21 protein-coding genes are annotated in these 20,727 nt (G+C 71.8%); 2 read left to right on the top strand and 19 right to left on the bottom strand.

The genetic code is table 11. From position 1 onward, the window contains the following. Positions 1-65 precede the first annotated feature (65 nt). The 3 genes from ACFKCF_RS54465 to ACFKCF_RS54455 form a co-directional block, all read right to left on the bottom strand. Positions 66-272: a cold-shock protein gene (locus ACFKCF_RS54465; protein ID WP_364759498.1), complete on the bottom strand. Its 207-nt coding sequence runs from the start codon at positions 270-272 to the stop codon at positions 66-68. Positions 273-511: 239 nt separating this feature from the next. Then, a complete protein-coding gene (locus ACFKCF_RS54460) occupies positions 512-754 on the bottom strand; it encodes a hypothetical protein (RefSeq protein ID WP_364759495.1) in 243 nt (80 codons plus the stop codon). Positions 755-1,244: 490 nt separating this feature from the next. Beyond that, positions 1,245-1,433 carry a hypothetical protein gene (locus ACFKCF_RS54455; RefSeq protein ID WP_394504410.1) on the bottom strand — a complete coding sequence of 63 codons (189 nt, stop codon included), beginning with the start codon at positions 1,431-1,433 and terminating at the stop codon, positions 1,245-1,247. Between the two features lie 166 nt (positions 1,434-1,599). Between ACFKCF_RS54455 and ACFKCF_RS54450 the strand changes: the two genes are divergently transcribed. After that, entirely contained in the window at positions 1,600-2,844 is a 1,245-nt protein-coding gene (locus ACFKCF_RS54450; protein ID WP_394504408.1) for a PP2C family protein-serine/threonine phosphatase, read from the top strand. Positions 2,845-2,954: 110 nt separating this feature from the next. Here the strand turns inward: ACFKCF_RS54450 and ACFKCF_RS54445 are convergent, their stop codons facing one another. The 14 genes from ACFKCF_RS54445 to ACFKCF_RS54380 all read right to left on the bottom strand — a co-directional run bounded on the left by ACFKCF_RS54445 (position 2,955) and on the right by ACFKCF_RS54380 (position 16,733). Continuing rightward, a complete protein-coding gene (locus tag ACFKCF_RS54445; protein ID WP_394504431.1) occupies positions 2,955-3,098 on the bottom strand; it encodes an FtsX-like permease family protein in 144 nt (47 codons plus the stop codon). Then, the gene (locus ACFKCF_RS54440) at positions 3,035-3,397 is read right to left on the bottom strand and encodes a hypothetical protein (RefSeq protein ID WP_394504433.1); all 363 of its coding nucleotides are present in this window, start codon (positions 3,395-3,397) and stop codon (positions 3,035-3,037) included. Before ACFKCF_RS54440 ends, ACFKCF_RS54445 begins: the two co-directional genes overlap by 64 nt. Before the next feature lie 674 nt (positions 3,398-4,071). Further along, positions 4,072-5,121, bottom strand: coding sequence for a zinc-dependent alcohol dehydrogenase family protein (locus ACFKCF_RS54435; protein ID WP_394504406.1), 1,050 nt, complete (start codon positions 5,119-5,121; stop codon positions 4,072-4,074). A gap of 10 nt (positions 5,122-5,131) precedes the next feature. Then, the gene (locus tag ACFKCF_RS54430) at positions 5,132-7,123 is read right to left on the bottom strand and encodes an aldehyde dehydrogenase family protein (protein WP_394504404.1); all 1,992 of its coding nucleotides are present in this window, start codon (positions 7,121-7,123) and stop codon (positions 5,132-5,134) included. Then, complete coding sequence (locus ACFKCF_RS54425) at positions 7,120-8,103, bottom strand: helix-turn-helix domain-containing protein (protein WP_394504402.1); 984 nt, start codon at positions 8,101-8,103, stop codon at positions 7,120-7,122. The genes ACFKCF_RS54430 and ACFKCF_RS54425 overlap by 4 nt, the downstream gene beginning before the upstream one ends. 260 nt (positions 8,104-8,363) lie before the next feature. Beyond that, the gene (locus ACFKCF_RS54420) at positions 8,364-9,602 is read right to left on the bottom strand and encodes a thioester reductase domain-containing protein (protein WP_394504400.1); all 1,239 of its coding nucleotides are present in this window, start codon (positions 9,600-9,602) and stop codon (positions 8,364-8,366) included. Between the two features lie 89 nt (positions 9,603-9,691). Further along, positions 9,692-10,594, bottom strand: coding sequence for an ACP S-malonyltransferase (locus ACFKCF_RS54415; RefSeq protein WP_394504398.1), 903 nt, complete (start codon positions 10,592-10,594; stop codon positions 9,692-9,694). Further along, positions 10,591-11,820, bottom strand: a complete 1,230-nt coding sequence (locus ACFKCF_RS54410; RefSeq protein WP_394504396.1) for an NAD(P)/FAD-dependent oxidoreductase — start codon at positions 11,818-11,820, stop codon at positions 10,591-10,593. Before ACFKCF_RS54410 ends, ACFKCF_RS54415 begins: the two co-directional genes overlap by 4 nt. Then, entirely contained in the window at positions 11,817-12,563 is a 747-nt protein-coding gene (gene fabG / locus ACFKCF_RS54405) for a 3-oxoacyl-ACP reductase FabG (protein WP_394504395.1), read from the bottom strand. Before fabG ends, ACFKCF_RS54410 begins: the two co-directional genes overlap by 4 nt. Positions 12,564-12,565: 2 nt before the next feature. Continuing rightward, complete coding sequence (locus ACFKCF_RS54400) at positions 12,566-12,817, bottom strand: acyl carrier protein (protein WP_364853405.1); 252 nt, start codon at positions 12,815-12,817, stop codon at positions 12,566-12,568. 71 nt (positions 12,818-12,888) lie between these two features. After that, a complete protein-coding gene (locus ACFKCF_RS54395) occupies positions 12,889-13,878 on the bottom strand; it encodes a beta-ketoacyl synthase N-terminal-like domain-containing protein (protein ID WP_394504393.1) in 990 nt (329 codons plus the stop codon). Continuing rightward, positions 13,875-15,074 carry a beta-ketoacyl-[acyl-carrier-protein] synthase family protein gene (locus ACFKCF_RS54390; protein WP_394504391.1) on the bottom strand — a complete coding sequence of 400 codons (1,200 nt, stop codon included), beginning with the start codon at positions 15,072-15,074 and terminating at the stop codon, positions 13,875-13,877. Before ACFKCF_RS54390 ends, ACFKCF_RS54395 begins: the two co-directional genes overlap by 4 nt. After that, positions 15,061-16,044, bottom strand: a complete 984-nt coding sequence (locus tag ACFKCF_RS54385; protein ID WP_394504389.1) for a beta-ketoacyl synthase N-terminal-like domain-containing protein — start codon at positions 16,042-16,044, stop codon at positions 15,061-15,063. Before ACFKCF_RS54385 ends, ACFKCF_RS54390 begins: the two co-directional genes overlap by 14 nt. Beyond that, a complete protein-coding gene (locus ACFKCF_RS54380) occupies positions 16,041-16,733 on the bottom strand; it encodes a beta-ketoacyl synthase N-terminal-like domain-containing protein (protein ID WP_394504387.1) in 693 nt (230 codons plus the stop codon). The genes ACFKCF_RS54385 and ACFKCF_RS54380 overlap by 4 nt, the downstream gene beginning before the upstream one ends. Before the next feature lie 43 nt (positions 16,734-16,776). Between ACFKCF_RS54380 and ACFKCF_RS54375 the strand changes: the two genes are divergently transcribed. Next, positions 16,777-17,208 (top strand): hypothetical protein, encoded by a 432-nt coding sequence (locus tag ACFKCF_RS54375; protein WP_394504385.1) that lies wholly within the window; start codon positions 16,777-16,779, stop codon positions 17,206-17,208. Here the strand turns inward: ACFKCF_RS54375 and ACFKCF_RS54370 are convergent. Together ACFKCF_RS54370 and ACFKCF_RS54365 are read right to left on the bottom strand one after the other, a co-directional pair. After that, entirely contained in the window at positions 17,175-18,662 is a 1,488-nt protein-coding gene (locus tag ACFKCF_RS54370; RefSeq protein WP_394504384.1) for an AMP-binding protein, read from the bottom strand. The two genes, ACFKCF_RS54375 and ACFKCF_RS54370, sit on opposite strands and share 34 nt — an antisense overlap. 8 nt (positions 18,663-18,670) lie before the next feature. Next, a complete protein-coding gene (locus ACFKCF_RS54365; RefSeq protein WP_394504383.1) occupies positions 18,671-20,632 on the bottom strand; it encodes an AMP-binding protein in 1,962 nt (653 codons plus the stop codon). Positions 20,633-20,727: the final 95 nt, after the last annotated feature.

Below are 20,727 nucleotides of genomic sequence, written 5' to 3'. Positions count from 1 at the left end.
AGCGGAACGCGGTCCGGGCCCGCACCCGGTGGCGGGTGCGGGCCCGGACTCAAGGCCGCGTCAGGTCAGGCGGCCACGATGTTCTCGGCCTGCGGGCCCTTCTGGCCCTGGACGATGTCGAAGGACACCTTCTGGCCTTCGCGCAGCTCGCGGTAGCCGCCGTTGGCGACGATGTTGGAGTAGTGGGCGAAGACGTCGGCGCCACCGCCGTCCTGCTCGATGAAGCCGAAGCCCTTTTCGGAATTGAACCACTTGACGGTTCCGGATGCCATGGCGATCTCCTTCAGAGATATGGAGTAACGCGATTCGCACCGTGCGAATCGCTGTGTCGCCGCGATGAGAGCCCATCCGGAGATGACCGGAAATAAAAAACGCACCTGGGGATCACTTCTGCCAGGTGCGTACAGAGCCTTTATGGGTACAACAACTGTAACGTTCACCAGCCTATCACAGTTTCCCGAACACCGGGCCGAGGCTCGGCGCGTGGGCGGGTGCTGTCGAACTCACCCGGCTACTCCACCTTGTGGATCGTGACAGCCTGCACCGCCGTCAGAAGGATCGTGTGCACAGGGGATTCGTGTCGCGTCGATGCGGATCCGTGGGCGAACTCGTCGAGCACGACGGTGTTGCGTGCACGATCCAGTTCGACAACCACCCCTTTGAGCGACTGCCCCCCGTACAGGTGAACCGTTACCCGCTGCTGCTTGCCTTCCACGCTGGACAGCGCGTACACCCATACGTCGACATCTGCCATCTCATCCTCCATACATCTCTCAGCCACGAGCATCGCACGCCTCCCCGAAAGTACCTCCCAGGAAGACACACAAGGTCAACGCCGTTTCAAATGACATGTCGAGCGCGTTGGCGGCGCCGGCGTCGTAGGTGGCGGGCCACCACGCGCCGTCCCACCGCACACCCGGCGTGCGAGGGCGGGATCCAGGCTGAGCCGTACCTTCTCAGAGCCGGTCATGGGAAGGGCTCGTGGCGTCGCGTGGCCAAGCGTGCCGGGCTCGGCCAACGCACGTCGCGTGTTTCCGCCGGCTGGCCGATCACCTTGACTGGTAGGTGACCAGTCGGCGCAGCTCGCGTCGCTGTCACCGTGAGGGGGTCGTCATGACCCTGGACGCACAAGGAACGAACGCGACCAACCGCGCCGGCCTGAACGGTCAGGCCCCGCGCTGCGATCACACCAACCAGCTCTCAGCTGTGGAGTACGGACCACCCGAATGCAAGGACTGTCTGGCTCACGGCCGGACCTGGGCGCGCGTGGCCTGCTCGGGGAGCAGTTCGATCGCCCACCGGGCGATGGCCGGCTCGTTCTCCAGCACGGTGATACGCCGCCGCGCCGCGGCCGGCTCAGCCGCCCGTGACGAGGTCAGCCCGGACTCCGGACCGGCGGCGATGCGCTCCTGCCGCCGCCAGTGGTGGATCATCTGGTCGCTGATCGCAAGTCGTGCTGCGTGGCTGAGCCGCCCGTGCTCCAGGGTGCTGAGCTTGTGAAGAGGCTACTTCGCGCGAGTCAGGCAAAGAGGAGGCCGGTGTTGGGCCAAACCTGAATATCGGCGGGAGGGAACCTGGTGCGAGGGAATTGAAGCAGTCATGACGGAACGTGTACCGGGGAGCCGCAGGATTGCGGTGGACCGGTCGGAAGGCTTCGGTGAGCGGCTGCTGGGGCAGTTGCTGGACCGGGCTCACGCCATGCCGCCGCAGCTCGTCGCTCCGCTGGTGGCGGAGGAGGTGCGCAGGATCGGTGGCTGGGATGTGTCCATCCTGCTGCAGGACTATGACCAGGTGATGTTGGTACCGCTGCCGGGCCGGGGACTCACAGGCGGCGATCCCCTGCCTATTGAGGGGTCATTGGCGGGGGAGGCGTTTGTCAGCGAGAGGAGGGTGGAACATCCGGTGGCCGACGGCATCCGGATGTACCTGCCGCTGCTCGATGGCAGTGACGAGGTCGGGGTGATGGCCCTGACCCTCAGCAGGGTCGACGACGACGACCGCCGATTGCTGCGACGGCTGGCCGGTCTGGTGGCTGACATGCTCGTCACCAAGAACAGTTATACAGACCAGTTCTTTCTGGCACGGCGTCGCAGGCCGATGAGCGTGTCCGCGGAGATCCAGTGGTCGCTGTTGCCCCCGTTGGCCATGGCCATCCCGCAGGTCGAAGTTGCCGGAATCATGGAGCCCGCCTACGACGTCGCCGGGGACAGCTTGGACTACGCCCTCAACGACGAAGTCCTGCACATAGCCGTCATCGACGCGATGGGCCACGGCCTGAACGCCGCCGTCCTGGCGACCGTGGCTATCGGCGCCTACAGACACGCCAGACGCGCCAACGTCGGGCTTGCCGAACTGTACGAATTCATGGATACCGCCATCAATGAACAGTTCGGCCCTGACCAGTTCGTCACGGCCCAGATGGTGCGTCTGGACATCGAGTCGGGTCACTTGGAATGGGTCAACGCAGGACACCCGGCGCCGTTGCTGATTCGTGGCAACCAGGTCATCGAGGCGTTGGAAGGTGCGGGAACCCTACCGGTCGGCTTTGGCGGTGCCACCCCGCGGATCAACACGCGCCAGCTCGTGCGCCACGATCGGGTGCTGTTCTATACCGATGGTGTCGTCGAAGAGCACGCGGCCGGCGGCGAGCAGTTCGGCGAAGAGCGCCTGATCAACTCCATCGAGCACGTCGGGCCCAGAACGAGAAGCGTGCAGGAGATGGTACGAGGCCTCTCTCACAGACTGATGCGGCAGAGGAAGGGGATGACAAGTGACGACGCGAGCCTCTTCCTGGTCGAATGGCGTGGCGGAACCGCCGACCACCTCGCTGAAATCGACCTCTGACCGTTCTCGACGCCTTCCCGGAATACCCCGCATCCGGCGTCAGGCCCCGCGCAAGCCGTACCGCCGGGAGGGAAGAATCAGATGGTTAGAGGTTGCGGCCTGGAGGGTCGTTAGCGCACGACCGTCTCGTAGCCGACCCAGGCGAAGCCGACGCCGATCGCGGTGCCGAGCACGGTGGCCACCACCGACATCAGCACCGCCTCGGCCGCCGGCATCCGACGCAGCTGCCCGCGGGTGAGCCCGAGCGCGCGCAGCAGCGCGTTTTCGCGGGCGCGTTCGAGGACGGAGAGCCCCAGGGTGTTCGCGATCCCGACAGAGCGATCGCCACGGAGATGCCGAGTAGGCCAAGCACCGACCAGGTGAGGATGTCCAGTTCCCGGTTCGCCGCCGCCTGGGCCTGCAGCTGGTCCTCGAGCTGCGCGCCGGCCGTATCCGCCAGCCCGTCCAGATCGTCGACGAGTTTGAGCGGGTCGGCTCCTGCGGAGGCGCCGACCCAGATGGCGTGCGGTTCGGGGGCGTCGGTGAGCTGTGCCAAGGTCTCGGGCGCGACCACGCCGGCCTTGCCCAGCCGGAGAGGGAGACGACCCGCAGCTGGGCTTGGCGATCGCCGACACGAACCGTGACCTGGTCACCAGGCCGGATGCTCGGGTCCACGAAGGCGCTCAGGTCGATCCTGATCGTCCCGGGCTGCTCCACCCGGGGCGAAGGCCCCGCCGTCGCGGGCCACCTACCCCGCATCCGGCGCGGTGAGGACCGGTAGCGGTTGGTCGAACCCGTAGATGCGGTAGAGGTAAGCCCGATGAGCTGGCCGTGACGCCAGAGCGTCTCGGTGAACGCCGCCATGGCACCGCCGGTGAGGCCGGTGAGGTCGTCGGCGGGGAACCGCATGCCCAACGCCCAGCGGCAGGCCGGTTCGCGAGCGCGGCCAGGATGGCGAACGAACGCCACGGGCAGCAGAAGAACGGCGAGCAGCCTGTCTCGGAGCCGAGGTGGGAGAGTCCGTGGTTCGTTCATCACGACTACGGTGGACGCCGAATGTTCGCGCGTTGTCCGCCGAATGTCACCGTTTGTCGACGACGACGACGACGGCCGGCGGCGCGCCGGTGACACAAGCGTGACCCGGCGCGGACGAGGCAGGAACACGGCCGGCCGGCAGTGGAGGGAAGGTGCCGCGGAAGGCGTCGACCCGTGTCATGCACGCGTGTGGCCCAGCCCGTCGGCAAATGGTCAACTGCCGGGTGTGATCAGGGGCTTGAGCGCGGTCCTTGCATCCATCGCTTGGTAGGCGGTGAGGATCGACTCCAGCGGGGCGCTGGTGTCGAAGACGGGGGAGGGATCGAGGGTGCCGTCGAGCACGTGTGGGAGGAGGTCGTCGATGTAGCGGCGGGTGGGGGCCAGACCGCCGCGGAGGGTGATGTTGTGGAGGAAGAGCGTCATCGGATCGAGGGCGTCTGTGTTGCCGTGGGGGGCGCCGACCCAGCCGATAGCGCCGCCGGGGCGGGTGGCGCGCAGGGCGGTGTGCATGGACTCGCGGGTGCCGACGGCTTCGATCGTCGCGTGCGTGCCGTGGCCGTCGGTGAGTTCGCGGATGGCGGCGATGGCGGCCTCGCCGCGTCGGGCGACAACGGCGGTGGCACCGAAGGAGCGGGCCAGGTCGAGGCGGGCGGGATGGTGGCCGAGGGCGATGATCCGGTCGGCGCCGAGCATGCGGGCGGCGAGGACGGCGCACAGGCCGACGGCGCCGTCGCCGATAACGGCGACAGCCGTGCCGGGGCGGACGTCGGCGGACACAGCGGCGTGATAGCCGGTGCCCATGACGTCGGAGAGAGCGAGCAGGGCGTTGAGGAGCCGATCGTCCGAGGCGGCGTGGGACGGGAGGCGGACCAGGGTGGCGTCCGCATAAGGAACCCGGACGGCCTCGCCTTGGCCGCCGTCGGCGCCTACCGCCCCCCACAGACCGCCGTTGACGCATGAGGTGGGCAGGCCGTCGGTGCACGGGGCGCAGTGGCCGTCGGACCAGGCGAACGGGGCGAGGACGAGGTCGCCGGGGCGTATCGAGGTCACGTCGGGCCCGATGTCGGAAACGGTACCGAGGAACTCGTGGCCGAGGCGTTGGCCGGGCTGGCGCGGCGATTCGCCGCGGTAGGCCCATAGGTCGGTGCCGCATACGCAGGAGCGCAGGACCTGGACAACGGCGTCGCCGGGTTCGCTGAGACGGGCATCGGGGACGTCCTCGACGCGGATGTCGTAGGGACCGTGGATGATCGCGGCGCGCATGGCGGGGTCCTTAGTCGGTGGTAGGCCGGTCGGCGGTCAGGGTGGTGAGGTCGAAGCGAGCGACGGGCCGGTCGCCGGCACCGGCGACAATCGCATGCCAGCGGACTTCGCCCCGCCCGGTGCCAGGGCGCCGGGTGATGCGGGCGGCGGTCATGGCGACGGTGAGCGGGTCGCCGGGGCGGACGGGAGCGAGGAAGCGGAGGTTGTCGAGACCGAGGTTGGCGAGCACGGGCCCGGGTTCGGGCGGGACGAGCATCCCGATCGCAAGTGCGGCGACCAGATGACCGTGGGCGATGATGCCGCGGAAGAGCGGGTGGCTGACGGCGGCGGCCTCGTCGGTGTGCAAGTAGTAGTGGTCGCCGGTCAGATCGGCGAAGGCGGCGATGTCCTCACGGGTGACGACGCGGGGCCCGGCGGTAACGGTGTCGCCGAGGCGCAGGTCACTGAGGTGCAGGCGTAGCGCATTCGTGCCGGACGTGTTCGGTGGGCTGCCGGGTGCCCAGCGGTCGGTGGCGGCCGTCAGGTGGGCCGGGGTGCCGCCGACGGTGGTCGCGGCGAGGCGGGTACGCAGGCGACTGGGGTGTTGCCCCTTGCCGGGCGCGGGTGCCGCGTCCGTGGCGCGAGAGGTCCCGGGGTCGATGAGGTGTACGCGTTCGTGGGTCGGAGCCAGGGCGCGGGCGAGGTCGCGGGCCTGGCCGGGGTCTTCTGTGATGATCCAGCTGCGGAGGCTGCCGGTGCCAAGGGTCACCGCGCGGGCGATCTCTTCAGCGTTGCGGTACGGGATGAGCGTCACCACGGGGCCGAACGCCTCGACCCGGTGCACGTCGTGGACATGCGCGTCGTCGGTGGCGAGGAGGACCGGCGGCATGTACGCCCCGGACCCGAACTCGTTCGCCGCTGACGCCACTTCCTTGGGCGTGCCGCACACTGTGCGGGTCGCTCGGCGCAGCCGTGCGAGCGCCGACAGCACGCGGCGCCGGTGCGCGGCGTCCACCAGCGGGCCCAAAACCCTGTCTCCGCGCGGCCGATCCGTGAACCGGAGTCCGCCCAGGGCCGATGATGCGGCCTCGCCGACGGCGTTCATCAGGGTCTCGGGAACGAAGGCGCGACGCACCGCTTGGCGGGTCTGGCCGTTGTGTGCGGACATGCCGGCCACGAGGCGCTCCACGAACAGGTGGAGCGCTCGGCCGTGGTCTGCCGCGTCCGTGCCTAGGACGGCGCAGTCGAGAATCCCGGCGGTGAACTCCGCGCGGGGTGGCATCGGTTGCCGCGCGAGCCGGGTGCGGAGCCGCCCCGCCGTGGCGGCGGTGCCGTTGAACCGGATCTGATCGTGCGGGCCAAGGCAGCCGGTCACGTCAGTGGGGCCGGTCACCAGTTGCAGGCAGCCCGGCGGGACGGCGTTGCATTCGCTGATGCGCCGTACCAGGTGGGCCGTCAGCTTCGCGGTGCGGCGTGACGGCCGGACGATGCTCGGCACCCCGAGCACGAACGCGCCGGCGAAGCCGTCGAGCATCGTGGTTACCGGGTCGGCGAAGCCGCTGATGTGGACGGCGATTCCGGGCGGGGCAGCGGACAGGTGAGCCGTGGGCGACACGTGGGTGACGGGTTCGACGAGGAGGCTCCCGTCGTCGGTCGTCTCGCCGGCGAAGTGGCGGGTCACGGCGTCGGCGTGACCGAGCACCGCGTCGAGCCCCGCCCGGACGTCCTGTTCGGCGTCGGCAGGCGAGATGCCCAGGTGTACGGCCAGAGCGATGAACTCTGCCTGGTACCGGGCCAGATGATGGGCTAGCAGCTTGGCGACCCGGGCGCGCTCCGCGAAGGCGAGGCCGTGCAGGGCGGGGGTGCCGACCGTGCGGGCGTGTGCCACGGCTGGGCCGGCGTCGACGCCGACCGCGGTGACCCGGTATACCTCCGCTCCCGACACCGCATGCCGCCGCGGTGTCCCGGTGTCCGTGGGCGTGCGCCATTGGCCGCACAGGTAGTGCGGCACGAGCCTGGTCACGGCCGGTTCCCGGCGCCTGAGAAGACCAGTGCGGGCTCGGACGGCGATGGGGCGGGCACGTCGGCCTGGGCAGGGCCCGCGGGGGTGAGCCCGGCGAGGGCCGCCGACCGGTAGACGGACGGTGTCACGGCGAAGGCCGCCTTGAAGGTCCTTTGGAAATGACTGAGGTCGCGGTAGCCGACCTTCACGCAGATGTCGGACAAGGGGAGATCCGTTTTCAACAGAAGCGCTTGGGCGCGCTGCATGCGCAGCTCGGTGACGAAGTCGATGAACCGGCGTCCGGTGTGTTTCTTGAAGGTCCGCGAGAAGTGGTACCTGCTCATGTGCGCGGCGCGGGCCGCGGATTCGAGGGTCAGGTCATTGTCGGCGAAGTTCTCGGTGATGTACGAGACGGCGGCGGCCACGTGAGCGGCGGCGGCGCGGTCGTGGCGTTTCGGCGGGTGGGCGGTCGCGGGTGGGGCGTCCTCCCGCAGCCGGGCGGCGAACCACAGGAGTTCGTCGACGAACGCCTGAGCACCGTCGTGCGGCTGTCCCAGGCCGGGCGGCTGCTCGTGGGCCGGCAGGTGCAGGGCTTGCGGGATGACCACCGCCCCCAGCGCGGCCAGCACGACGCGGAGGTGGTCCACCGCGTGTGTGCTCTGCCCGGCGCCGACCGCCACGATGCCGACCGGCTTCCGGCGCAGGGCGCCGCCCGCGAGCCGGTCCAAAGCGAGTTGGACCTCGCCGGAGCAGGATTCGTTGCGGACACCGGCCAGTAGGACCAGCCCGTGGGCGCGGTGCGCCCAGGTCCTCAGCGCGTCATCGGCCGCCGCACTACGGTGGGGCGGTCCGACCCGGATCCAGTACGCGGGCCGCCCGGTGGCCTTGCCGACCACGTCGTGCAAGGTAGGGAGCACGGCCGCGAGTCCCGGTAGTCCCGCGGGAACGTCGCTGACGACGAGGACGGTGGACGGGGCGCTGCGCGAAGGCGGCAAAGTCATGTGGTGACCTCCGGAATTCGTGTGGCGCAGCCTAGGGACCGACATGTTTTGCCGGTGTTAATGCTGATATCGGACGGCGAATGGCGGGCAGCCGGCCCGAGGTCGACGGTCGGCGGACGGCCCATCCGCCGGCACAGCCACGCGTACGCGTTCAGTCACGATCATTCAGCCTTCCTCAGTGGCACGGAGACAGGTCCTGCGGCGGCGCGCTGGACGCCCCGCCGATCGTCGGCTCTTCGCCTGACCGGTTTCCAGGCCATTTACTGCTCAGGCAGACCGCACTGGTGATTCTCGGAGTCCTCCCTTGGTGTGTATCGCGTGGTCGTCGGAACCGGGAGAAAACCCGCCGATTGGAAGTAGTCGAGGTAAACCCCGATGAGAGCGCCGTCCAGGGGCGGGCAGGTGATACCGGTTCCGGCGAGGTCCCGCACGGAGTCCCCGTCGTCGACGGTCGGCGGACGGCCGGTTCCGGAGAGCAGCGCCCGGTAGTACTTCACCAGGACGCCGGCCTTCAGCAGCGCGCCGTCGTGCCGGTGCCTTGCCTCCCACAGGCGTTCGAGCCACATGTCCTGCGGGACATAGGAGACGGCGTATCGCTTGGCCACGTGGCCGATCAGCTCGCTCAGCGGCATGCGGGATTGGTTGACCAGGTAACGCGGCGCAGCGGACCCGGTGTCCTGCGCGGACATCCGGACGATGGCGCGGGCGACGTAGTCGACCGGTGAGAACGACACGTCGGGGCCGCCATCGGACGCCGCGACGTCGGGGGCCAGGCCGAGCAGGGTGATGGCTCGAACGAAGTGCCATATTCCGTCGTCGAGTTGACAGGCTCCGGTGACGGAGTGGCCGCTGATCCGGCCGGGGCGGTGGATCAGCACCGGCAGCCCGCGGTCGCCGGCCTGCCGGACCAGGCGCTCGGCGACCCATTTGCCGGCGACATAGCCGCCACCCGGGCGCCCCGGTGGCGGAGGTGTCGCGGCGCGGTCCGCCGGATCCCCCGATACGGCAGCGGTGGAGATGAAGCTGAGCGGCTTGCCGCGGCGCTCGCAGGCCAACCGGACGATCTCCTGGGTACCGCACACATTGGCAGCCCGCAGCGCGGAGTACGGCGCCGCGTGGCCGACCTGGGCGCCGGCGTGCTGCACGGCGTCGATCCGCTCGGCGAGTTCCGCCCAGCGGGCGGGAGTCAAATCGAGGCTGGGCGCGGTCAGGTCTCCGACGACCGGGGTGACGCGCTCGGCCGACCGGTCATCCCAGATCAGGTAGCGCCGCATGGCCTCGCGCAGACGGGCCGCCGCGTGGTGGTCGCTGTCGGCGCGTATCAGGCACCACACGTGGGCATTGGTGTGGTCGAGGAGTTCGCGGAGCAGGAACGCGCCGAGGAAGCCGGTGGCGCCGGTGAGCAGCACGTGGCGAGCTGGTCCGGCGGCGCGTGCGGCGCCGCCAGGGGCGATGCCGGGGTCGAGCACGGCGTCCGTGGCGGGGTCGTGGTGATGCATGGGCTCCTCTCGGTCGTGCGGCAGAGGGCTGATCCGCTGATGGGTCACGTGGTCGAACAGCGGCGCTCAGCCCGTACGGCGGGTCGCCATCACCCGGGCGGCACCGGTTCTGGCAGTGCGCCGAGGCCGGTGAATTCGAGGGTGCGGGCACGGCGTCCGAGTTTGAGCAGGGTCGTACCCGGCCCGGCATCGACGAGGCCGGGCACACCGAGGTCCCGTACCGTGTGCACGGCCTCCTGCCAGCGCACCGGGAGCACCAGGCCGCGCGCGAGTTGTTCGCGGACCTGCCCAGGGTCGGTGTGCGGCCGTGCGTCGATCGCGGAGACGAACCGGGTCGCGCCCGGGCGGAAGTCCGTGGACTCGAGACGGCGCCGCCACGCCGGGACGGCGTCCATCATCAGCGAGCTGTGGAAACCGCCGGGTATCGGCAGCACTTCGGCGCGCAGGCACTGCTCCTCGGCGATGCGGACGGCCGCGGCCACCGCCTCGGGGGTGCCCGAGAGCACGGTCTGCCGGGCGCTGTTGAGCCCGGCGACGTCGAGGATCTCGCCGTGCTCGGCGATCACGCCCCGGCGCAGCCATTCGAGTTCGCCCGCATCGGCGCCGACGATCGCGACCATCGCCCCGGGCCTGCGCAGGCCCTGGTCGTGGCACAGTCGACCGCGGTCCACGGCCAGTTCGAAGCCCTCGTCGGCACCGAGGAATCCGACGTACGCCGCGGCGGTCAGCTCGCCCAGGCTGTGGCCGAGCGCCACCGGCGGGCGGTGGTCCGGCCCGAAGGCCGCGTCGGCCGCCGCGATGCCGGCGGCGAAGGTGGCGGGCTGGACGATCGCGGTGTCGCCGAGGTCCAGTGCCTCGGGATGCGCGGCGCTGAAGGTCTTCAGCAGCCGGGCGACCAGCGGGTGCCGGACGTGGGCGCACAAGGCGAGGAGCAGCGTATGCGCCTTGACGCCCTGCCCGGGAAAGGCGACTCCGTACTGTTCGGCGGTCACGCCGGAACCTCCTCGGACTGGTTGTCGGGCACGGGGACGAGGTCGGGACCGGTGCCCGCCGCACGGTCGAAAAACGCCTGCACCCATGCCGGGTCATGCGCGAGTTCGGCGATCCGGGCCTCGACACGGTCGGCGCGGAGCCGGGCGAGCGCGAGGGTGTCGGAGTAGCGGGCGGCGAGCATGCGGTCGCGGTCGGCGGCATAGCGCTCCAACGCGGCCTGCCGGCGCGCCGGGTCGGGCAGGTCGGCGCCCAGGCGGGCGGCCAGGAGCGCGGCCTGCTGGAACGCCGCGGTGATGCCGTCGGCGGTGATGGAGTCCTTGTGGTGTCCCGCGTCGCCAACCAGCGCCCACCCGGGCCCGGCGGCGCGGCGGAAGAAGTTCCGCTGTGTGCCGCTTCCGTGGAGCGGGCCGACCCGGGTGCCGGCGAGGACACGTTCGTGCAGTTCGGGGGCCGCGGCCGCGAGCCCGCCGAGGTAGGCGGCGGGCAGGTCGCGCCGGACGGCATGGTACTCGGCTTGAGAGAAGTACACCGCGATCAGGGTGCGGCCGTCGTTGGTGGGCAGGCATCCGACCCAGCGGCCGCGGACCGCGTACGCCTCGAACCGGGTGACCGGCACTCCTTCCCAGTAGCCGTAGTAGACGCAGGTCAACGGCGGGTGCTCGCGGACCGCCTCGGCGCGCACGGCGTCCGCCACGACCGAGCGCATGCCGTCCGCGCCGACGACCAGGGCGGCGTGGTCGGCACCGCTGCCGGAGGCGGTGCGCCATCGCACCCCGACGGTCCGCCCGTCCTCGACGACCACGTCGGTGACCCGGCAGTCCTCCCGGAACTCCGCTCCGGCCTCGGTCGCGGCCTCGGCGAGGAGTGTGTCGAGGAGGTAACGCCGCGGCGCGTAGGCCGCGTGGATGCCGTGAATCGGAGTGGGGGTGCCTTCGACGGCGACTCGGCCCATGCGGTGCATGGCCGAGGTGATCGGCGGGCAGCCGGTGGCGGCGACCCGGTCGAGCAGGCCCCAGCGGTCGAGCAGGGCGGTGCCGGGCTGGTGGATGTACAGGGTGGACAGGGTGTCGCGGGGGAAGCGAGCGCGGTCCAGCATCAGGACGCGGTAGCCGGCGCGGGCCAGCAGCATCGCCGCGGGCGCTCCGCCGCAGCGGGCGCCGACGACGATCGCGTCGTAGCCGGCGCAGGATGCGGAGCCCGAACGGCCGGTGGCGGGCGCGGTCACGGCACCAGCCCTCCGTCGATGCCGATGACCTGCCCGGTGATGTAGCGGGCGCGGTCGGAGACCAGGAAGGCGACCAGGTCGGCGACCTCGTCGGGGGTCCCGGGACGGCGCAGCGGGATCCTCCCGATGATGGACGCGTGTACCTTGGGCGCCAAGTCGTTGGTGATGTCGGTGGTGATCAGCCCGGGTGCGACGACGTTCGCGCGAACCCCGGACCGGGCGAGTTCGCGCGCCAGGGACGCGGTGAAGCCCACGATGCCGGCCTTGGACGCGGCGTAGTTGCTCTGTGCCGGGTTGCCGCGCGCGGCCACGACCGAGGACAGCGTGACGATCGAGCCGCTGCCGTGCCGCATGAGCGGGAGGGCGGCGGCACGGCAGGCGTGGTACGTGCCGTACAGGTTGGTCTGGAGCACGTCGTCCCATTCGGCGTCGGTCATGCGCACCAGCGGCCGGTCGCGGGTGATGCCGGCGCAGGTGACGAGCACCGACGGCGGCCCGAGATGCTCTTCGGCGGCCGCGACCAGCGCACGGGACTGCTCGGCGGACGCGACGTCGGCCTCGTACGCGAGCACGCGGGCGCCCGTCGCCTCGGCCTCGGCCGCCACCTCCTCCGCGGCGTCCTTGCGGGTGTGGTAGCAGAACGCGACGTCGAACCCGTCGGCGGCGAGGCGGGTCACGACGGCGCGGCCGATGCCGCGTGATCCCCCGGTCACGATGGCGACCGGGCGGTGGGCGCCCGTCATGGTCACGCCGCTTCGAGCCGGTCGGCGAGGAAGGCGTGGACGGCGTTCACGGAGGTGAGCCCGGCGAACTCGGATTCGTCCAGGCGGATGCCGTACTTCTTCTCCAACTGCACGAGGATCTCCATGGTGGCGAGCGAGTCGACGCCGAGATCGTCCTGGAAGTCGCTTTCGAACCCGACGACGTCGGCCGGGAGTTCGAGCTCTTCGGCGAAGAAGTCGCGCAGTTCGTCGCGGGTGGGGGTCGCGGAGGCCATGGGGTCCTGCCTTTCAGAGTTGGTGATGTCTGTTCGCTGGGGGTGTGCGGGCTCGGCCCGCGAGCGTGTCGTCACGGAACGCCCGCTGCGTCAGGGAGCACGTCGGCGATCGAGACATGGCCGTGGGCGGACACGGCGAGCACCACGGCTCGCTCGGCTGTGCCGGCTGCCATCCGGCCGACCACACGGCGCAGCGGTGCGAGCGTTCCGCTGCCCGGCGGCCGGGCGAGGGTGGTGACGGCGCGGTCGCCCGCGCGTGCGGTCAACCACGCGACGACCGCCGCTCCCGCGGGCGAGTCGTCGAGCACGGCGTCGATCCGCGCGACCGGCCGGCCGTCGGCGAGGAGTTCCTTCCACAGCGGGTCGAGCACCTCGGAGACCTCGGGCACACCGCCCGCCGCGCCGACGAACGCGCCGCGCACCGAGCAGTGGCCGTACGCCCGTTCCCCGGCAACCGAAGCGCCTTCGGGGACGCACACGAGCACGGCGGCGCCAAGGTCGTGTGCGTCCCCGCCGCCCTGGACGGGCGCGGGCCGGTCCTCGACGGCACCCGCGAGCACAGCCGTGGCACGCCTGGTGGCCAGTGCGCGCGCCGCCGTCTGCACGGCCTCCAGTCCGGCGACCGCCGGGGAGTTGATGGCCAGGACGAACGCCTGGAGCCCGTGTTCGGGTGCCAGCCGGCTGCCGAACATGCTGAGCGCCATGTACGGGACCCGGGCCGGGGACAGATCCGCCGCTCCGGTGGCGATGACGGTGCGGTCGAAGTCGTCCTGGAGTGTGGCCCCCGCGTTGTTGCCGCCGATCACGGCAGCCCGGTCCTGCGGCGGGAGGCCGGCGAACCACGCCCCGGTGTCGTCGAGTGCCGAACGGGCCGCGGCGAGCAGATACCGGCAGCCCGGTGGCAGTTTCCGGTAGCCGCGGCCGGGGAGCAGCGCCTCGGTGTCGAACCAGTCGGGAAGCGGTTCCACGGGAGGTTCCAGGGCGTGGGCCGGCCGGACGGCGCCGGGGGCGATCATCCCGAGGCCGAGGACGCGGACGCGGGCGGGGGCGGGGGCGTTCATGCCGGGTCTCCCACCTGCGAGAGCACGAACGAGGCGTTGATGCCGCCGGTCGCGCACGAGTTGACGAGCACGGCCGGCCGGGTCAGCGGTACGGGCCCGTCCTGGGGCAGCCACACGTCGCACTCGGGGTCCTGGTCCAGGGGCGCGTTGGCCGGGATCCTGGCCCGGGAGGCGATGAGTGCCGCGGTCAGGCACGCGAACATGCCCGCGGCGCCCGAGGTGTGGCCGATGAGCGCCTTGAGCGCGTACACCGGTGGACGATCAGGGGAGTCGCCGAACACGCGCCGTAGTGCCCGGCTTTCCACCGTGTCGTTGACGGGGGTGCCGGTCGCGTGCGGCAGCACGCAGCCCACCTGCTCCGGCCGGACTCCGGCGTCGGTGAGCGCGTCCCGCATGGCCCGGACCAGCTGCACCGCGTCGGGCTCAGGGGCGGTGGGGTGATGGTAGGCGTCGCAGCTCCAGGCGGCGGCGCCGAGGTCCGCATACGGCCGGGCTCCCCGCGATGCGGCGTGGGCGGCGGATTCGAGAACCGCGAACGCGGCGCCGTCGGCGAACACGGTGCCGGCCCGGTCGCGGGCGAACGGCCGGCAGCCGCGCGGATCGGTCACCCGGATCCGGTCGAACCCGGCCATGCCGACCCGGGTGATGCCCTCCGCGCCGCCGACGAGCACCACATCGGCCTCGCCGGCGCGGATGATGTCCAGCGCGACGCCGAGCGCATAGCCGCCCGCGCCGCAGGCGTTGCCCAGGCCGGCGGTGCCCGCGCGCGAGCCGACCGCATCGGCGACGACCGCGGCGGTAATCGCCAGCGGGGTCCACATCGGGGTGCCGCCCGCGCCGCGCTGCTCTTCCTGAACGCTGGCATTGCCCATTTCGACGCCCATCACGACGGGGATGCGTGCGGTGTCACCGCGGCCGATGCCGGCGTCTGCGAGGGCTTCGCGTGCGGCCGCGACCGCCATGCGCGGGGCGGGGCCGAGCGGGATTCCGGCGTGGGTGCCGGGATCGGCGGGAATCGCGGAAGGCGGTGTCAGATACATGCGCTTGGCCCGCATGTGCATGTGCGGCAGGTCGACCTCGCGAGGCGTCGCTCCGCCCGCGAGCAGGCCGGCCCAGTGGGCCTCGGTGCCCGCGCCGAGGCAGGAGACGGCGCCGAGGCCGGTCAGCACCGCGCGGTACCGGTCAGGCGGCGCCATGTGGATCACCTCCGAAGCCGTCCCCGTACGTGGCGTTGCCAGCGGGCCGGGTGAGCAGCACGGCGGCCACCCCGCTCGGATCGCCTTCGCCGTCGGGTTGTCCGCCGGTGCCGTCGTCGCCGGCGACCGCGAGCACGGCGTCGTGACCGGGCCGGTCGAGCCAGGCGAGGGCGGCGGCGCATTGCAGGACGCCGAGTGCGCCGGAACAGCGGCCGAGCCGGGCGGTGAGGTCGACCGTGCTGGCCGCGGTGTCGCTATCCGGCCCCGCGGCGAGCCGCAGTCCGATGGGGCCCGGCCACGCGCGGGTCGCGCGGCGAACGGCCTCGGCACGGTCGGCGGCCCTGCCGTAGGCGTGGATCACGGCGCGCGGCCGGGCACCGCGGGCGCGGGCCTGTGCGGGTGACTCAAGGACGAGGCATGCGGCGCCGTCCAGTCGCGGCGTGCCGCCGTGCTCGGCGTGCAGCCTGGCGACCGGCGCGGTGTCCGGTTCGACGCCGACGACGACAGCAGCCGCGGCACGGCCCGCGGCGAGCAGGGCGGTGGCCCAGAACATCGCGTCCAAGCCACTGGTGGTGCCGCTGCTCAGGGTGATGTTCGGTCCGCGCAGGCCGTGGTCGAGGGCGAGCCAGCCCGCGGTGACGTTGCTGGACATGTGCGGCACGCGCATCGGGCTGAGGCCGATGACGGTCTCCTTGCCGATGATGTCGACGAACTCGCAGACGGTATCAAGGTTTCCGAGGTTGCTGCTGACGATGACGGCGGTGTCCGAAGTGGGCAGCGTTACGCCGTACAGCGCCCGTCGTGTGGCACGGAGGGCGAGACGGGACGCGCGGTCCTTGTGTCGCAGCCCGATCTCGCCGCGGCCGGCGTCGTCCTCGGGTGCGGCGGCGCGGCCCGGGTCGAGGAGGTGGTGCTCGTCGGCGACGCCGGTGACGGCGAGCCCGCAGCCGGTGATCACGGCGGGTGTCATGCGGCTCTCCCGACGACGGCGACGGCGTTGATGCCGCCGAGGCCGATGGCATTGATCTGCGCTGTGGCGAAGCGGCCATGGGCCGGGTGATCGACGACGAGGCGCAGGTCCCGGGCTTCGGGGGTGGGGTCGCTCAGCCCCGGTATCGGCGGCAACTCCCCCGTCCGCATGGCGAGTACGGCGACGATCAGGCTCATCAGGCCAGATGCGCCGCAGGTGTGGCCCAGTCCGGACTTGACCGAGGTGACCAGCGGACCGGGCCGGACGCCGCGGAAGACATCGCGCAGCACGCCGGCCTCCACCGCGTCGTTGTGGCGTGTGCCACTGCCGTGCACGACAACCAGGTCGATGTCGGCGGCGTCGACTCCGGCGCGGCGGTGGGCGTCGCGGACGGCGCCGGTGACGCCCGCGACGTCGGGGACGGTGGCGTGCGCCGCGTCGCAGTTCATCGCGACCGCGCGGACACGGGCGTGTGCCGGGCGACTGTGGGTGCCAGAGGCTCGGACGACGACCGCGGCGGCGCCCTCCCCCATGACCATGCCGCGGCGCTGCCGCGCGAACGGCCGTATGGCACGCGGGGGCGGGTTCTGCACGCGGTCGAGCCCGCCGAAGGAGCTTTCGGTGATGGCGTCGGTGCCCGCGACCACGACGGTCTCGGCGAGGCCGAGCGCGATCAGGTCGGTGGCCATGCCCAGGGCGTAGGAGCGCGGCGGCGCACGCGCTGGCCACGGTGTGCGTTTCGACGGTGCCGAACGCGCCGCGCATCGTCTGGCCGAAGTGCAGTTCGGCAAGGGTGAGCGGGTGCCCGTCGCGCCACCACAGTTCGGCGGAGCGCAGTTCGCGCAGCGTGGTTCCGACGATGACCGGCACGTCGGGAACGGTGGCGGGCAGCCCCGCATCGGCGAGCGCGGCGGCGACGGCGGCGCGCAGCCAGCGGGAGGCGCGCCCTGGTTCATCCTGGCCGGGAACGGTCCGGTCGTCGATCTCGTACGCGTGCTTCACCCGGAAACGGGTACTGTCGAAGGCGCGCAACGGAGCGACGCCGGTGCGTCCGTCGCACAGCGCCCGGTGCACTGCTTCGGGTTCGTCGCCGAGGCAGGTGACAACGCCCATGCCGACGATGTCCCCGCTCAACGCTGCTCCTGCGGGACGCGCAGTTGGTAGCGGGCGAGCTTTCCGGTAGAGGTGGTGGGCAGCGCGGCGAGCACCTCGACCCGCGAAGGGCGCTTGTGCGGGGGGAGCTTCTCCCGGATGGCGCGCCCGAGGGCGCGGCGGGCCTGTTCGGGTGTGACGCCGTCGGCGGGGACGGCGTGGACGACGGCCTGCTCCAGGCCAGTGTCGTCGCGCCCGGCGACGACGACCAGGTCGGCGACGCCCTCGGCGGTGCGCAGTTCCGCCTCGATCTCGGCGGGCGCGACCTTGAAGCCACCGAGGTTGAGCAGGTCGTCGGCGCGGCAGACGTGGCGGAAGTCGCCGGCCTCGGTCCGGTAGGCGATGTCGCCGGTGTAGACGCCGCCGTCGGCGAAGGTGCGCGCGGAGGCCTCGGGCCGGTCGATGTAGCCGAGCGCCGCCGAGGCGGATCGGATGTGCAGGCGGCCGTGCGAGCCGGCGGGCAGCGGGCGGCCGTTGTCGTCCCGGACGGTCGCGGTGACGCCGGGCACCGGGTTGCCGGTGGAACCGTGGAGGGCGGCCCGCGGGTCGGTGGCCAGGACGATGTGCAGCACCTCGGTCGCCCCTAGCCCGTTCACCACCGGGACGCCGAGCGACCGCGCCGCGCGGGCGGACAACTCGGCGGGCAGGTGCTCGCCCGCGGCGAGCGCGAGGCGGAGGGACGACGAGTCCAGCACCGTGCCGCGTGCGAGGGTGTCGAGCAGGGCCGCGTAGAGTCTGGGCACCGCGCACAGCACGGTCGGCCGGTGCCGGTGTATGGCGGTGATCGCGGTGTACGGGTCGACGGGGCCGGCGAGCAGCACCGACCGGGCGCCGGCTGCCAGCGGAAACAATACGGAGTTCCCGAAGCCGTAGCCGAACGACAGTTTCGCGGTCGACAGCACGGTGTCGTCGGGTGTGAGGGCAAGGACGGTGCCGAAGCCGTCCAGGACGGCGCGCAGCCCGGTCATGCCATGGCGCACGCCGCGCGGCTGCCCGGTGCTGCCGGAGGTGTACTGGACCAGCGCCTCCGCGTCCGGGACGAACGGGGCGGGCGGCCCGGTGTCGGCTGCGCGGGTGGCGCCCGGTTCGTGCACGGGCAGCAGGCGGAGGGCCTCACGCAGGCTGTCGCGCCGCTCCTTGGGCAGCGACACCCAGGCGTACTCGGCGGCGCAGTCGCGGGCGACGAAGGCGATCTCCGAATCACGCAGCATCGGGCTGAGGACGACGGGGATGCAGCCGTACCACCATAGACCTAGCACCGCGATGACGGTGTCCGTGTTGTCGTCGCCGACGACCAGCGCACGGCAGCCGCGGCGTACTCCGGCGGCGGCGACTGCTCCGGCATGGTCGCGGGCGGCCTGGGTCAGTTCGGCGTAGGTCAGCGTGCGTTCGTGGTCGACGAGGGCGGGCCTGCCACCTTGGCCGGCCGCGACGTGGCGCAGCAGCAGCCTCTCGACGGGGTTCATCACGCTCATCACGCGCCGCCGGACGGTGCGGCGGCGACCACGCCCCGGCGGGCCAGGAGATCAAGGACGTCGGCGAGCGCCTCGGTCCCGGCGGCCTCCTCGGCCTCGAACCGCACGGCGAAGGCGCGTTCGACGCGAGTGACGAGCTCGATCTTCTGCAGGGAGTCCATCTGCAGGTCGGTGTGGAAGCCGTCGGCCAGGGAGACCTGCCCGGGTTCGGCGTCGACGACGTCCTCGGCGATTTGGCGCAGAGTCTCGGCCGCTTGCCCCCAGGGCCGCACGTGCCCTGCCGCGGCGGCGTGCGGTGCGGTGGCCAGATGGGCCGGTAGGTCCCGGTACTTCTCGCGGAGCCGGCGCTTGAGCACCTTGCCGGTCGCACCGACCGGAAGGTGGTCGTCGGTGACCGCGATCTCCAGGGCGGCGAGCGGGGGTTGGCCGATCGCCACGAGGGCGGAGTTGGCACGGGCAAGGAGCCCGGCGGCCGCGCCGGTGTCCGGATCGCTGTCGCGCAGCCTGACCACTGCCACCGGGACGGTCGCCCCCGCGTCAACCCCGGCCACCACCGCACAGTCGGCGGCTTCGGGCAGCGCGAGCAGCAGCGTGTCCTCCATCAGGACGGAGTGGCCCGTCTTGCCCGCCGTGGGGATCGCGTCGACAACGCGGTCGACGTGGAAGTACTCGTTCCTGGCGGTGCGGCGTACCAGGTCGCCGGACAGGAAGTACCCGGAGAGCCGACTGCGGTGGTAGGTGTCGGAGTCGTTCCAGTAGCCGGTGGTGACCGAATCGCCGCGTACTCCGAGCATGCCGACCTCGTCGGGGTCGGCATGGCTGCCGTCCTCGCGCAGGACCGCGACCTTCATCGCGGCCACCGGTCTGCCGAGGTGGCGTGGGACGGACGGCATGTCGGCGGTGGTGGTACGGCGCAGCGCGGCCCAGCCGAGTTCGGACGAGCCGAGGATGTCGTGGAACATCGAGCCGGGCACCCGCTCACCGTCGATGTCGCGGTGGCCGAACCGCACCAGCCGCCGCATATGGACCTCGTGCGCGGAGTCGCCCACATTTATCCAGTCGCGGACCGAGTCGAAGTCCTCCGGATCGACGTCGGACAGCGCCAGTTCGGCGAGCGCGTGGTTGAACGCGAACACGGTCGTGGGGCGGTACCGGGCGGCCGCCCGGGACAGGCCCGCCGCGCTGCGGTCGGCCAGCGCCACCATCGGCAGGCCGGCCAGCAACGCGAAGAACGTGACGGCGATGGCCGCCCCGTGCGACAGCGGTGCCGCGCACAACAGCAGCGAGTCGTCCGGCTCGGGCTGGGTGGACAGCCGGAAGGCGGGCCCTGCCACGCCTTGCCCGTGCGTCCAGGTGACGAGCTTCGGGTTGCCGGTGGTGCCGGACGAGTGGCACAGGAAGATCGGGTCGGAGTCGCTGTGCCGGTACCGGGCCCGGTCCGGCAGGACGGCGCCGCTCAGGCCGCCGACCTCGGATCGGGTGAACGCCCATCGCAGCGAAGGGAGTTCCTTCTCCGCCCCGTCGAGTCGCGCCAGGTGCGCGGCATCGGTGTAGAGGCCGACCGCGCCGGCGCGCCGCATGAGCCCGAGCGCGACCTCGCCAGGAAGCCGCCCGTTGACGACGACGGCGATCGCGCCGAGCTGCGCGAGCGCGGCGAGGTGCGCGTGCTCCTCGAACGAGTCCTCCATATACAGCGCGACCCGGTCGCGTGGCCGCACGCCCTGTGCGAGATACCAGGACGACCACGCGTCCGCGAGCGAGCACAGCGCGGCGATTCCGAACTCGGCGCGAGGCGCTCCGTCGACGCCGGGTATCGGCGGATCCGCCACGACCAACGGGGCATCCGGATCGCGGCTGTGCGTAAGCGCCGTCTGCCACAGGTTCCCGCCGCCGAGGCCGGGGTCCCGGGCCACAGCGACGCGCCTCGCCCTGGGCAGCAGGGTGCGCCGCGCGGATGCCACGGACAAATCAGTGAACGCGGACAGCATAGGACCACCAGCTCTCACGGGAGGCAACGCGCCGCCGCGCGCACCCTCTCCGGCGCCGCGGTCGTTGC

Origin of the sequence: Nonomuraea sp. JJY05, assembly GCF_043496855.1 — a bacterium.
Classification (GTDB): domain Bacteria; phylum Actinomycetota; class Actinomycetes; order Streptosporangiales; family Streptosporangiaceae; genus Nonomuraea.
The sequence above is the reverse complement of the archived record's forward strand: the minus strand, read 5'-3'. Positions and strand labels throughout refer to the sequence as shown.

What these genes read in the sequence shown, in the direction of transcription:
- ACFKCF_RS54370 (WP_394504384.1), bottom strand. Translation starts at nt 18,662, where the DNA reads ATGAACCCCGTCGAGAGGCTGCTGCTGCGCCACGTCGCGGCCGGCCAA.
- ACFKCF_RS54425 (WP_394504402.1), bottom strand. Translation starts at nt 8,103, where the DNA reads ATGACTTTGCCGCCTTCGCGCAGCGCCCCGTCCACCGTCCTCGTCGTC.
- ACFKCF_RS54455 (WP_394504410.1), bottom strand. Translation starts at nt 1,433, where the DNA reads ATGATCCACCACTGGCGGCGGCAGGAGCGCATCGCCGCCGGTCCGGAG.
- ACFKCF_RS54435 (WP_394504406.1), bottom strand. Translation starts at nt 5,121, where the DNA reads ATGCGCGCCGCGATCATCCACGGTCCCTACGACATCCGCGTCGAGGAC.
- fabG (WP_394504395.1), bottom strand. Translation starts at nt 12,563, where the DNA reads ATGACGGGCGCCCACCGCCCGGTCGCCATCGTGACCGGGGGATCACGC.
- ACFKCF_RS54400 (WP_364853405.1), bottom strand. Translation starts at nt 12,817, where the DNA reads ATGGCCTCCGCGACCCCCACCCGCGACGAACTGCGCGACTTCTTCGCC.
- ACFKCF_RS54385 (WP_394504389.1), bottom strand. Translation starts at nt 16,044, where the DNA reads ATGACACCCGCCGTGATCACCGGCTGCGGGCTCGCCGTCACCGGCGTC.
- ACFKCF_RS54420 (WP_394504400.1), bottom strand. Translation starts at nt 9,602, where the DNA reads ATGCATCACCACGACCCCGCCACGGACGCCGTGCTCGACCCCGGCATC.
- ACFKCF_RS54465 (WP_364759498.1), bottom strand. Translation starts at nt 272, where the DNA reads ATGGCATCCGGAACCGTCAAGTGGTTCAATTCCGAAAAGGGCTTCGGC.
- ACFKCF_RS54460 (WP_364759495.1), bottom strand. Translation starts at nt 754, where the DNA reads ATGGCAGATGTCGACGTATGGGTGTACGCGCTGTCCAGCGTGGAAGGC.
- ACFKCF_RS54380 (WP_394504387.1), bottom strand. Translation starts at nt 16,733, where the DNA reads ATGGCCACCGACCTGATCGCGCTCGGCCTCGCCGAGACCGTCGTGGTC.
- ACFKCF_RS54395 (WP_394504393.1), bottom strand. Translation starts at nt 13,878, where the DNA reads ATGAACGCCCCCGCCCCCGCCCGCGTCCGCGTCCTCGGCCTCGGGATG.
- ACFKCF_RS54390 (WP_394504391.1), bottom strand. Translation starts at nt 15,074, where the DNA reads ATGGCGCCGCCTGACCGGTACCGCGCGGTGCTGACCGGCCTCGGCGCC.
- ACFKCF_RS54450 (WP_394504408.1), top strand. Translation starts at nt 1,600, where the DNA reads ATGACGGAACGTGTACCGGGGAGCCGCAGGATTGCGGTGGACCGGTCG.